Raw genomic sequence first — 12,734 nt, forward strand, 5'->3', positions numbered from 1 at the left:
ATATAGGGCCTTCTGGGCGCTCAATGCGTTCGTCACACCAAAATCCCGGCCAAATATTCCACGCCGGTAAAGCGGTTCGCCCTAGCGGTCGACACTCTCCCGGTACGCTGCCGCCGCCGCCGCCGACGACGCCACGCGCACGGTGTTCCCCTCCCTCTGATTCGCACGGTCATGTCGCACTCCGACACCAGCACGCCCACCACCAGCCAGCCGCCGCGTGAACGCCCCTGGTGGGTGGACACGTTGCTGCTGGTCGGCTGTATTGCGATCGGTGAACTCTGCCTAAACCGCGCGATCGAACTGGCCGATCTCGAGCTGACCGACTGGACGCGGAGTCTCCTCGATGCCGCCGGACTGGCGTTGCTCATCGGTCCGCTCTACGCGTGGATCATGTATCGGCGTCACGTCGATGCCCGCATGTCTCTCGACCGTTTCAGCCGCTCCGGGCGCGCGCTCAATAGCCCGCACACGCGCGTTCGCGTAGCCGTCTTGGGTTCCATGGGGGTCATCGCCGCGGTGCTGGCAGCGTCGCTATGGGGGCAAATCTCGACCACCGCCCGCCTCGCGCGTACCGCGGAACTCGTGCGTTTAGCCGGGAACCAGAGCGCGCTGGCACAGCGTATTGCACGCCACGCGCCCGACGCGATCGACAACCCGTTCGTCGAGACCTCCATTCGTGCGGCCACGTCCAATCTCGAAACCGGCGCCGTACAACTCGACTCGCTCACGGCGGCGTTTGAAGTGGCCGCCTTCGCTGCCGCCAAGAACGCGCGCGATGCCATCGCGGCGTCCACGCCGCCGCGCGATGCGTTGGCGGCATCGACCGTCGCGATGTTCGCCGCGCCCGTCCGAAGTGCGGCGCGCCGTGCGGCGGCCGTCGAAGTGATACGGCGTGCTGACGCGCTGATGGTCGTCGCGGAAGCCACCGGTAGCGCGTTGCAGATGTACTCGGAAGAAAGAGTCCGACGCAGCGTCCGGTCGGCGTGGATGATTGCGCTACTCATGCAGATGCTGATCGGCATTATCGCGCTGCTCGTGATCGAGCCCGTGATCCGCCTGCTCAAGCAGCAGCACCAGATTGCATCGGCCCGCAGCGTCGAGTTCCGGCGGCTGGCGATGGTGGCCGAACGCACCAGCAATGCTGTGATGATCACCGATGCCGACCGGCTCACCACGTGGGTAAACAACGGGTTTACCCGGTTGACTGGCTACTCGTTCGACGAAGCGGTCGGTTGCAGTCCCGGTGAGCTGCTGCAGAGCGCCAACACCGACCCCGCGACCGTGCGCCTGCTCAACGACGCCCTCAACAAGGGCACGTCGGCGCGCTGCGAGATTTTGAACCGCATGAAGGACGGCAGCGAATACTGGCTCGACCTCTCAATTGAACCGCTTCACGAACGTGGCGTGCTCACCGGCTTCATATCGATCGAAAGTGACATTACGGAGCAGGTACAAACGCGGGTGGCGCTTGACGCCCAACGGGCCCGGGCAGAGAGTGCACTCGCGGCACTGCAGCGCACCACCGGGATGCTCGAGGAAGCGCAGACCGTCGCCAGCCTTGGCAGCTGGTCGCATGACATTGTCACGAATCACAGAGAATGGTCGAGGGAGACCTTCCGGCTGCACGGGCGCGATCCGAACGACGGGACGCCGGCCTACGTGGACATGCTCTCGGACTTCGTCGAGGCGGACGCCGCACCACTCCATGAGGCGGTGCAGCGCACGGCGACCACCGGAACGCCCTACTCGCTGTTGCTGCAGACCTCGCGCGGTGCCAATGGCGTGCGCTACGTGCGCGCCGAGGGCCGTGCACGGTACGACGCCTCGGGCAACGTGTCCGGCATGTTCGGCACCGTGATGGACGTGACGGCCGCCATCGAGCGCGAGGAGGAGTTACGGCTGGCACAGGAACGCGCCGAAGCGGCCAGCCAGAGCAAAAGCGAGTTCCTGGCCAATATGAGTCACGAAATCCGCACACCGCTCACGGCGATCCTGGGCTACACCGATCTGCTGCGCGACGAAGCGATTCGTCACGGCGCGTCCGATGAACAGTTGCAGTCGATGAGCACGATCCGTCGCGCTGGTCAACATCTGCTCACGGTTATCAACGATATTCTCGACATCTCGAAGATCGAAGCCGGTCGGATGGCCATCGAGCGTGTGGAGACCGATCTGCCGCGCGTGCTGTTCGACGTGGACAGCCTGATGCGTTCGCGTGCCGCGCAGAAGGGTGTCGTACTGCAAACGCGCCTGCTGACGCCAATTCCGGATCGGGTCCTCTCCGATCCCACCCGCCTGCGACAGATCCTCATGAACCTGGTTGGCAACGCCGCCAAGTTCACGTCACACGGGCAGATCGATATTCAGGTGGACGTGAGTACGCTCGCCGGCGAGCCGGCGGTTCGCATCGCCGTCGTCGATACCGGCCCCGGCATGTCGCCGCAGCAGGCGACGCATCTATTCCAGCCGTTCGTACAGGCGGATACGTCGGTCACGCGCAAGCACGGCGGCACTGGGCTTGGGCTCACGATTTGCCGTCGGCTGGCCAGTCTGATGGGCGGGGACGTGCAACTGGTCAAGACGGCGCTCGGCGAAGGATCCACCTTTACGGTCACGCTTCCGCTCCACGCGGTAGAGGGAGCGCAAAATATCGAGGATCTTAACGCCTGCATTGCCACGCCGTCGGCGTTGGACGCGACGGGTGCGTATGCGGTCGCACTCCGCGGCCGCATCCTGCTCGCGGAGGACGGCGAAGACAATCAGCGGTTGATCTCGCATCATCTGCGAAAGGCCGGCGCCGAGGTGGTCATCGCCGAGCATGGGCGCCGCGCACTCGAGTTGATGGCGGCCGCCGACGCTGCCGGTCGGCCGTTCGGCCTCCTGCTTTCCGACATGCAGATGCCGGAGATGGACGGGTATACGTTGGCGCGCACGCTGCGAGCACAGGGCAACGGGATTCCCATCATTGCACTGACCGCGCATGCCATGGCGGACGACCGACAAAAGTGTCTCGATGCCGGGTGCAACGACTACGCCAGCAAGCCGATCGATCGTGGCATATTGATCGCCGCCTGCGCCCGCTGGATGCAGTCGACCCCCGACGACGCATCCGAACCGCGGTCGATCGAAATCTTTCCTCAGCCCATGTTGTACAGCGACCTGCGCGACGATCCCGATTTCACCGAACTGGTCGACGCCTTTGTCGCGGGGCTGGCGGCCAAGGTGGCGCGTATCGAGCACGCGTTCAGCACCGGCGAATTGGTGGATCTCGCCCGTTTGGCGCACCAGCTCAAAGGCGCAGCCGGTGGATATGGCTATCCGTCGATCAGCGATGCCGCCCGTCATGTGGAGCAGTACGCGCGGGCCCGCGTGACCGCCGACGGGACGTTCGATCCCGGCATGGATTTGTCGGACGCCGTCGCGCTGCTGCTCGACCAATGCTGCCTCGCGATCCGGACGCTGGAGCATGCCTCATGAGCGACCATCACGCCGCCCGCCCCACCCTGCCGGAACGGGAGTTCATTGAGAATGCACGAATTCTCGTCATCGATGATGATGCGGACATCCATGCGCTGATCGTCGCCATGCTGCGACCACTGCAGGCGACAATCGTGGGGGCGGGTAACGGCGCCGAGGGACTCGCCGCGGCGCGCGCGACGGTCCCTGACCTGATCCTGCTCGACCACGAGCTGCCGGACGGCACCAGCATCGATATCCTGCACCAGCTGCGCAGTGAACCCGCACTCGCCGGCATTCCGGTCATCGTGGTTACCGGCAGCGAGAGTCGGCAGGTGCTCACCGCCTGCTTCGCCGCCGGAGCGGCCGATTATATCCGCAAACCGTTCTTTGGGGCGGAGCTCCGCGCCCGTGTGTGTTCGGTCATCGAGCGACAGCGCATGCTCGCGCAGCTCGGACGCGCTGCGCTGATCGATACGCTCACCGGGTTGCCGAATCGCGCCCTCCTGCATGACCGTTTGCAATCCGCGATCGAACGCACCGCGCTCGAGTCCGGCTACGCCTTCGCGGTGATGTTCATCGACTTTGATCGCTTCAAGATCATCAATGACAGTCTGGGGCACGATATCGGCGACCTGCTGCTCACCGAGATCGCATCGCGGCTCAGGATGAATCTGCGGGTGAACGATTGCATCACACGCGATACGATCGGTTCGACCGTGGCGCGTCTGGGTGGCGACGAGTTCGTGATCGTGCTCGACGATGTGGCCTCGGCCGAGCTGGCGGCAGCGGTCGCCGATCGCCTGCTCACCGTACTCGAGCAGCCGTACTTCCTGAAGTCGCATACGGTGCGGTCGAGCGCGAGCATCGGTATCGTGCATAGCAGCGCCGGGTACACACAGGCCGACGAGATGCTGCGTGACGCCGACATCGCCATGTACGCGGCCAAGAGTCGCGGCAAGGCCTGCCATGCGATGTTCACGACCAGCATGCGCGACGCCGTCCAGCACCGTCTTGATATCGAGAACTCGTTGCGCGATGCGATTGCGCGCCAAGAACTGTATGTCGTGTATCAGCCGATCATCTCGTTGGACGACCGGTCCATCGAGAGCGTGGAGGCGCTGGTACGCTGGCGCCATCCGGTGCACGGCATGATTGCGCCGTCGGAGTTTATTCCGGTCGCGGAAGAGACGCGTCTCATTCTGCCGCTGTCCGATCAGGTGCTCCGCGAAGCGTGCCGGCAGTTCATGGTGTGGCAGAAGGAATCCCCCGAGTTCGCGCCGTCCTATATCAGCGTGAATCTCTCGCGTGTTCAACTGGCCGATCCGGATCTCGTGCCGCGCACCATGGGCATCCTGCGCGAAACGGGGATCGCACCGCACCAGGTGCAGCTCGAGGTGACGGAATCCCAGCTCATGCAGCATCGCGTCATGGCGGCTGAACTGCTGGCCGCCTTCAAGGCGGAGGGGATTCGTCTGGCGATGGATGACTTCGGCTCGGGCTATTCGTCGCTCTCCTGTCTGCAGGAGTATCCGTTCGACGTGCTCAAGGTGGACCGCGCGCTCACCGAGAATGTGAGCCGAGGACGCGGCTACTCGGCGTTGCTGCACGCCGTGATCACGCTGGCAGAGAACCTGGGCCTGCACGTGGTGGCCGAAGGGATCGAGACGATTGAGCAGCTCGCGCTGTTGCAGGCGTTGGGCTGTCCGGCGGGGCAGGGCTTCCTTCTCGCCCGGCCGATGGAGCCTTCGCAGCTCGAAGGGTGGTGGTCGGGATTCGTACGCGAAGCATTCGAGGCGGCATGACCACGGTGCGCATCAACGAGCACATCATCCGCAGCGCGCTGCAACGAGTGACGGCGGTCGCAACGCTGCCGGCGAGCGCGATGCGCATCATGAAGATCGCCGAAGATCCGACGTCGACCGAACACGATCTGCTTGAGGTGCTCGAGGGTGACCCGCCGCTCGCCGCTCGCGTGTTGAAGGTGGTCAACTCGGCGTTCTACGGACGCCCGCGCCAGGTCGGCTCGACGGCCGCGGCCATGCGCCTGCTGGGTGTGAACGCGATCCGCAACGTCGCGCTGGCGGCGAGCCTGAACCGACTGTTCCGCGGTGGCCGCACGGTGCCTGGTTTCGAAGCGGCCGACCTGTGGACGCACTCGGTGGCCGTTGGCACGGCCGCGCGTCGCATCGCGGAGCGGGGACGCGGCATCCCGCCCGAAGAGGCGATGCTTGCGGGCTTGCTGCACGATATCGGTCTGCTGGTGGAGATCCAGGCCTCGATCACCGAGTTCACGTTGTTGATCGACGCCACCTCGCGGAACGCGTCGCTGTCATTCGCCGACGCGGAGACGCAGTGGCTGGGCGCCACGCACGAGGCGTTCGGCAAGGCGCTGTGCGAGCAGTGGCGCTTCCCCGACGCGCTCGCCAAGGCGTGCGGCCATCACCACGATCCGATGGCGCTCGACACGGCTGACCAGCGATTACCAGCGATCATTCACGTGGCGGATATTCTGGCTGGTCGTGTTGGTGGCGGCTTCACGCGCAGCGTGGGGCGTGACGTACCACGTGATGGTGTGTGTGACCTGCTCGGGTTGAGCGCGGCTGACCTCGCCGACATTGAAACACAACTGAGCAGCGATATTGAACAAACAGTGGGACTACTCGCGGCATAAGTGACAATTGCGCTTGACAGGTCGTTGAACGGATCGCACCGTCCAACAGCCTATTCATCCCCCGTGCTGTGGAGTGTTCCTGTATGAAGGGTCGTTCATGTGCCGTGAAGTCGTCGTTCGCGGCGGCCGCGATCGTGCTGGCCGCCTGTTCTCCCGAGCAGACATCGCTCACCGATCCCACCGACGCCGCGCTGGCGGCGGCGCCGCAGGCGTCGGTCGCTCGCGCGCCGGAGTTTGTGCCGGGTGAAGTGATTGTGCGCTTCAGGGCTGGTGCCTCGAGCGCGTCGCGTGGGGCGATCATGCGCGCAGCGAATGCGCAGGTCGACGAGAAGATCGTGACCGCGACAATGCGTGGCCGTGGCGACAGCGAAGGCATCACGGTATTGCGCACGTCGATGAACGTGCCCGATGCGATCGAAGCGCTCAAGGCGCGCGCGGAGGTGGAGTACGCCGAGCCAAACTGGGTGTACACGGCGGATGCGACCGTGAGCGATACGTACTACGCCAATGGCTCCCTCTGGGGCATGTACGGCTCGCTCACCACGCCAGCCAATCAGTATGGCATCGGCGGCACTTCGTTGTGGGCGGCAGGTGCCAACTGCAGCGAGGTGGTGATCGGCATCATCGACGAGGGATACATGTACACGCATCCGGAACTCGCCGCCAACGCGTTCAAGAATCCGGGCGAGACGGCAGGCAACGGGATCGACGATGATGGCAACGGCTACGTAGACGATGTGTACGGATGGGACTTCGCCGGAAACAACAGCTCGGTGTTCGATGGAGCGGGCGACGATCACGGTACTCATGTCGCCGGTACGATCGGCGCGGTTGGGAATGGCGCGGGTGTGGTCGGCGTGTGCAGTTCCGTGAAGCTGATGAGTGGCAAGTTCCTCGGCAGCCAAGGCGGCACCACGGCGAACGCGGTCAAGGCGGTAGACTATTTCACCGATCTCAAGACAAGGCACAATCTCAACCTCGCCGCCACGAGTAACTCGTGGGGCGGGGGTGGTTTCTCGCAGGCACTCGCCGATGCCATCAGTCGTGCCAACGTGGCAAACATTCTGTTTGTCGCTGCGGCAGGCAACAGCACGTACGACTGTGATACGTCAACGGCGTGCTATCCGGCGGAGTACGCGAGCGCCAACGTGCTCACGGTGGCGTCGATCACGAGCACCGGTGCGATCAGCTCCTTCTCCAACTACGGCGCGACGACGATCGACATCGGCGCACCGGGCAGTGGCATCTGGTCGACCGTTCCGGTCTCATCCAAGGGCAAGGTCGTTCCTGGCTACGCCAGCTACAGCGGTACATCGATGGCGACGCCGCATGTCAGCGGCGCAGTGGCGTACTACGCGGCGCGTAATCCGGGTTCATCGGCCGCCGCGATCAAGGCCGCGATTCTCGCGCAGGGAATCACCACACCGTCGCTCGCGGCCAAGACACTCAGCGGCAAGCGCCTGAACGTCGGCGGCTTCTAACTCGTCGATCAACGATTCGTCGCGGGTCATTAGCTTTCGCGGGTCCTCAACCCACGATCGCGATGACCCTCGACGAGTATCAGGAACTCGCTGCCCGGACCCTCGGGCGCGACCGCACGCACGAGCAGCAGCTGGCCAACGCCGCTCTCGGCCTCACCGGTGAAGCCGGCGAGGTGGCCGAAGTCATCAAGAAGCATCTCTTTCATGCCACGACGCTTGATCCGGACGCCCTCGTGAAAGAGTTGGGCGACTGCCTGTGGTATATCGGTGCGTTCGCCACCGTGCTGGGCCTCAGCATGGACGACATCGCCCAGCGCAATATCAACAAGTTGCGCAAGCGCTATCCCGACGGGTTCGACACCGAGCGGAGTCGCAATCGCACCGAATAGTCGGGCACCAAGGGCTGGGCACCGCCGCTCAGCGCAAAAATGACCGTCCGTCGAACGGCACTTCGCATGTCACGCGCAGCAGATCCAAGGCACTCGGCACCACGTCAGTGGTACGCAGCGGCACTCGCGTGACGGGTCCATCGATCAGGAGCGGGACCAACATCTGCTCGCGCAGGAGCGCCCCGTGCGTGGAGACGTGCGGCGTAGGTTCGTAGCGGGCACGCAAGTCCCATCCGCTGGCCGCCGAGACCACAATGTCACCCGCTCTCGGCGAGGGCACCAGGGTGGAGAGTTGCACCAGCGCATCGGCATAGGGTGATGCGGCGCCGGCGAGCCACGCATCATCGGCGTCGAGATCAGACAACGAACCACCGAGCTGGAGCGGGTCGCCGCCGGCGATGGATTGATAGCTCCAGCGCGCGTCGTGCCCCGCGTGTGAGCGCACAATGTCGGCCCCCCCGTGGTCGCGATGAAAGACGCGCACGGTGTTTGCGCTCATTGCCACCGCGAGCAGGCCGATGGATGGCCGCTCCAACATCGCCGTGAGTGTCGATTGCCAACGCGAGCTGAGCGAGGGCCACCACGTGCGCGATCTGCGGGCGGGATCGAGATACAGGTGTCCCATCGCGTTGCCGCCCACCATGAGCGCCACATCGGCGCCACGAGTGCCAAGCTTCGGATGCGCGAGCACCTGATGGCCGCGCGATGACAACCAACCGTGCAGATCCTCGTGATCGGACACGGGGGCATGGCCGTGATCGCCCACGACCCACACGCGCAAGCCGTCGGCCCATCCGTCGGCGGTGGCACTGGCCTGCGCTCTCGCGATGGCCGTATCGACATCCTGGATGGCGGTGCGCACGATCGTGGAATCGCCGCCGAACGCATGCGCGAGTTTGTCTGGGCTGAGGATGCCCAGCATCGACAGCGTTGGACGCGTCCGCGTGAAGCGGCGGAGAAATTCAGCGACGGCCGCTTGCTCTACACGGCGCCAGGCGCGCGCGTCGCCGCGAAAATGCGCCCATCCGGCGCGCAACGACCAAACGATTCCACGTCCCACACGGCCATGCGTCGCGCCGCGCGCGATCATCATCAACCCGGCCAGGGAGGGCTGCACGAGATCGTAGAGCGTCGGGCTGCGCGGATCGAGATCGCCGTCGACATGCCAGATGTCGACGCCGGAGTAGCTGCGCGCCTGCGCGTACGACCACGGCAGCGAGCGCGCCCGGTCGAACCAGCGAAGACCGGGCATTCCGACCGACGCTGGGTGTCGGCCCATGACGAACGGCGCATAGGCGGGACCAGTCACGGACGGGAAAGACGTGCTGATGGTGTGCAGCCCTCCCTTCTCACGAAGACGCGCCATCGTTGGGAGATTGCCGCGCTCCAATTCCTCGCTGAGCACGTCGGGGCGCACGCCATCGGCCACCACTAACAGCAGGCGCGTCGTCCCCGTGGTATCATCCGACATCAGTCCTGCCAACTTCCACGTGCTCCCCATGGCCAAATCGCGTCAATCACTGCCTCGTACCGTAACCGGCAAAAAGGCTTCGGCCGTCACCCGGGCAAAAGCCGAGAAGGAATCGCGCGACGGCTTGGTGGAACGTACCGAAGAAGGCCATCGAAAGGCGGGCCGCGAGCCGAGCTCAGAAGCCCAGCTGGTGTCCAGCGGTGCGCGAGCGGTGCGACGCCCTGAACCACGGCTTATCGATCAGGACATCCGTGACCGACCAATGCTCACGGAAGACGAGAAGTTGCTGCAGAGCCCGAAAGACGACATGGGAGCGTTTACGCGCTCCGATCCGTGGCGCGTCATGCGGATTACCTCCGAATTCGTAGAAGGGTTCGATGCGCTCTCCGAGATTCACAAGGGCGTCACGATCTTCGGTTCAGCGCGGACGGGGCCGGATGATCCGCAGTACGTCGCGGCACAGGAAACGGCTCGATTGCTCGCCCTGCAGGGGTTCTCGATTATCACGGGCGCCGGCCCGGGCATCATGGAGGCCGCCAATAAGGGTGCCAAGCAGGGCGGCGGGCACTCCGTGGGGTGCAACATCGAATTGCCCTTCGAACAGGGGGCGAATCCCTACGTGGATACGCTCGTCAACTTCCGCTATTTCTTTGTGCGGAAAACGATGTTCATCAAATATTCGAATGCGTTCATCATTTTTCCCGGTGGCTTCGGCACCTTGGATGAACTGTTCGAAGCGCTCACGCTGATTCAGACTGGCAAGATTTATCAGTTCCCGGTCATCCTGTTCGGTCGGCACTATTGGGCCGGACTCGTCCGGTGGATTACGTCGCGCTTGGTTGGCGAAGGCAAGATCTCGCCGGGCGACCTCGATCTCCTGCTACTCACCGACGATCCCGCCGAGGCCGCGCAGGCCGTCATCGACGCCCACGGGGCACAAATCGCGGCAAAATCGGATAAAATGAATCCCGGTTGACTTTGTCGGGATTGATGTGTTAGCCTGAAAGAAGACTTCATGAGAAGCGTTCTCAACTAACATATCATGTCCATCGCTCTTATTCTCGCCGCGGTCGTCGCCACCACCTCCACGGTTCAAGACTCCTCCCGCGCAAAGCGTGCGGCAGCGGACTCCGCCGCCGCGGACTTTGCCGCCGCGGACTTTGCCGCCGCGCAGGCGCTGTCGGCGGTCCGTATCTCCGCCGAACGGGCGGCTCGCAAGCAGTACCGGGTTCCCGGCACGCGGTCATCCACGCGTACGCTGACTCCGCTTCGCGAGGTGCCGCAGTCGATCACCGTGCTCGGTCCGCAAGTCCTGCGCGACCTCGGCTTACAAACGATGGCCCGCGCCATGGAGTACGTTCCGGGTGTCACGATGGGTCAGGGAGAAGGACACCGCGACGCCCCCACGATCCGCGGGCAGAGCACCACCGCCGATTTCTTCGTGGATGGCGTCCGTGATGATGCCCAGTACTACCGTGACAGCTACAACGTGTCGCAGATCGAAGCGCTGAAGGGCGCCAACGCCCTCGCGTTCGGTCGCGGTGGCGGCGGCGGTGTGATCAATCGCGTCATGAAGCAGGCGGAGTGGACTCCGACGCGCAGCGGCCAGCTGGAGACAGGCTCGTACAACGAGCGCCGCGTCACGCTCGATGTCGGCCAGGGGATTACGTCGCAGGTTGCCGCGCGAGTGAACGCGCTGCATGAGAAAAGTGGCTCCTATCGCGACTTCGTGTCGTACGAGAAGAGCGGATTCAATCCCACCATGACGTTTCTCGCCGGCAAAACCATGCTGCGCGCTGGCGTGGAACACTTTGTCGACCGGCGTACGGTCGACCGCGGCATTCCGTCGGCCAACGGACGGCCGTCCGCGCTTGACTGGCGCACGTTCGTTGGTGATCCGGACAAGAGTCGCTCCACCATGACGGTGGACGGCGCGCACCTGTTGGCCGAATACGACAATAGCCGGGGCCTCACGCTGCGCACGCACACTCGTGCCATGCAGTACGACAAGTACTATCAAAACGTGTTCGCGTCGAGTGCCGTGAATGCCGCCGGTGCACAGGTGAATCTCGGCGCGTACAACACCGCGACGGACCGCCGAAGCCTGTTTAATCAGAGCGATCTCGTCTACACGTCCCGCCACGGCGCGGTGCGACAGACACTGGTGACTGGAACGGAATTCAGCCGCCAGGCCACCGACAACGTGCGACTGACTGGCTACTTCGATAACGTGACGACGACGCGCACCGTGCCCCTCACAGCCACGGCCGCGGTCCTGCCGGTGTCCTTCCGGGCCAGTGCCACCGACGCCGACAACGACGCCGTGGCCAACGTGGCCGCCGTGTTCGCGCAAGAGCAACTGCATGTCGGTGACCACGTGCAGTTCGTGCTGGGGGCACGCTACGACCGCTTCGCCGTGCGTGTGCGGGATCATCGCACCGACGTCGTGACGCAGCGAGTGGACTATCTCCTGTCGCCGCGCGGTGGCATTGTGTTCATGCCCAATCGCACCGTGTCCATGTACGGTTCAGTGGGTATATCGTCACTGCCCAGCGCCGGCGACCAGTTTTCATCGCTCTCGGCGAGCTCCGCCTCGCTCAAGCCGGAGCGATTCCGCAACCGCGAAGTGGGCGTGAAGTGGACACCGAGCGAGGCACTGGAACTGAACACGGCCTGGTATCGGCTCGACCGGACAAACAGTGCCGCACCGGATCCGGCCAACGCCACGCTGCTAGTGCAGACGGGGGCGCAGCGCACCAGCGGGGTCGAAGTCGGAATCACCGGTGCTGTCACATCCCGATGGAACGTCGTGGGGGGCGTGGCGGTGCAGCAGGCGCGGATTCTCAACCGCACGTCTGCCGCGCGCGCCGGTGCCACCGTGCCGCTCGTGCCACGTACCACGCTTTCGCTGTGGAATAAGGTGCGCGTGACGTCGCTCGTATCGCTCGGTGCCGGCGTCGTGCATCAGGGCCAGCGTTACGCAGCCATCGACAATAGCGTCACGCTCCCGTCATTCACCCGCGTCGATGGCGGACTCTTTGTGTCGCTGCCGCTGTCGCTCACGCTGCAGGCCAACGTCGAGAATATGCTCGGCACGCGCTACGCGGCCACCTCGCACGGCAACAACAACATCATGCCCGGAGCCCCACGTACCGTTCGGCTGTCCCTGTCGGTACGTCCGTGAGATGAGGGAACGGGCGTCGCCATTCGCGGCGTATGTCTTGAACCCCCACCAAACCATGCCATATTTCGTAATTGTACAC

The 12,734-nt window shown here is 64.3% G+C and carries 8 protein-coding genes; 7 read left to right on the forward strand and 1 reads right to left on the reverse strand.

The window, feature by feature from the left end; translation table 11 throughout:
• Window positions 1-171 precede the first annotated feature (171 nt).
• From ACLL97_RS19805 to ACLL97_RS19825, 5 genes are all read left to right on the forward strand, one after another.
• On the forward strand, window positions 172-3,477 hold the full coding sequence (locus tag ACLL97_RS19805; RefSeq protein WP_411282209.1) for an ATP-binding protein: 3,306 nt from the start codon (window positions 172-174) through the stop codon (window positions 3,475-3,477).
• Window positions 3,474-5,261 carry a putative bifunctional diguanylate cyclase/phosphodiesterase gene (locus tag ACLL97_RS19810; protein WP_411282210.1) on the forward strand — a complete coding sequence of 596 codons (1,788 nt, stop codon included), beginning with the start codon at window positions 3,474-3,476 and terminating at the stop codon, window positions 5,259-5,261. Before ACLL97_RS19805 ends, ACLL97_RS19810 begins: the two co-directional genes overlap by 4 nt.
• Window positions 5,258-6,130 (forward strand): HDOD domain-containing protein, encoded by an 873-nt coding sequence (locus tag ACLL97_RS19815; protein ID WP_411282211.1) that lies wholly within the window; start codon window positions 5,258-5,260, stop codon window positions 6,128-6,130. Before ACLL97_RS19810 ends, ACLL97_RS19815 begins: the two co-directional genes overlap by 4 nt.
• 83 nt (window positions 6,131-6,213) lie before the next feature.
• A complete protein-coding gene (locus tag ACLL97_RS19820) occupies window positions 6,214-7,611 on the forward strand; it encodes a S8 family peptidase (RefSeq protein WP_411282212.1) in 1,398 nt (465 codons plus the stop codon).
• A gap of 62 nt (window positions 7,612-7,673) precedes the next feature.
• Window positions 7,674-8,000, forward strand: a complete 327-nt coding sequence (locus ACLL97_RS19825) for a nucleoside triphosphate pyrophosphohydrolase family protein (protein WP_411282213.1) — start codon at window positions 7,674-7,676, stop codon at window positions 7,998-8,000.
• Window positions 8,001-8,028: 28 nt separating this feature from the next.
• Here ACLL97_RS19825 and ACLL97_RS19830 read toward each other — a convergent pair whose 3' ends face one another.
• A complete protein-coding gene (locus tag ACLL97_RS19830; RefSeq protein WP_411282214.1) occupies window positions 8,029-9,501 on the reverse strand; it encodes an alkaline phosphatase family protein in 1,473 nt (490 codons plus the stop codon).
• Window positions 9,502-9,733: 232 nt separating this feature from the next.
• On the opposite strand from ACLL97_RS19830, the gene ACLL97_RS19835 reads away from it, so the two are divergent.
• On the forward strand, window positions 9,734-10,447 hold the full coding sequence (locus tag ACLL97_RS19835; protein ID WP_411282258.1) for a TIGR00730 family Rossman fold protein: 714 nt from the start codon (window positions 9,734-9,736) through the stop codon (window positions 10,445-10,447).
• A gap of 66 nt (window positions 10,448-10,513) precedes the next feature.
• Window positions 10,514-12,655, forward strand: a complete 2,142-nt coding sequence (locus ACLL97_RS19840) for a TonB-dependent receptor (RefSeq protein ID WP_411282215.1) — start codon at window positions 10,514-10,516, stop codon at window positions 12,653-12,655.
• Window positions 12,656-12,734: the final 79 nt, after the last annotated feature.

It is taken from the genome of Gemmatimonas sp. (assembly GCF_046594945.1).
Taxonomy (GTDB): Bacteria; Gemmatimonadota; Gemmatimonadetes; order Gemmatimonadales; family Gemmatimonadaceae; genus Gemmatimonas.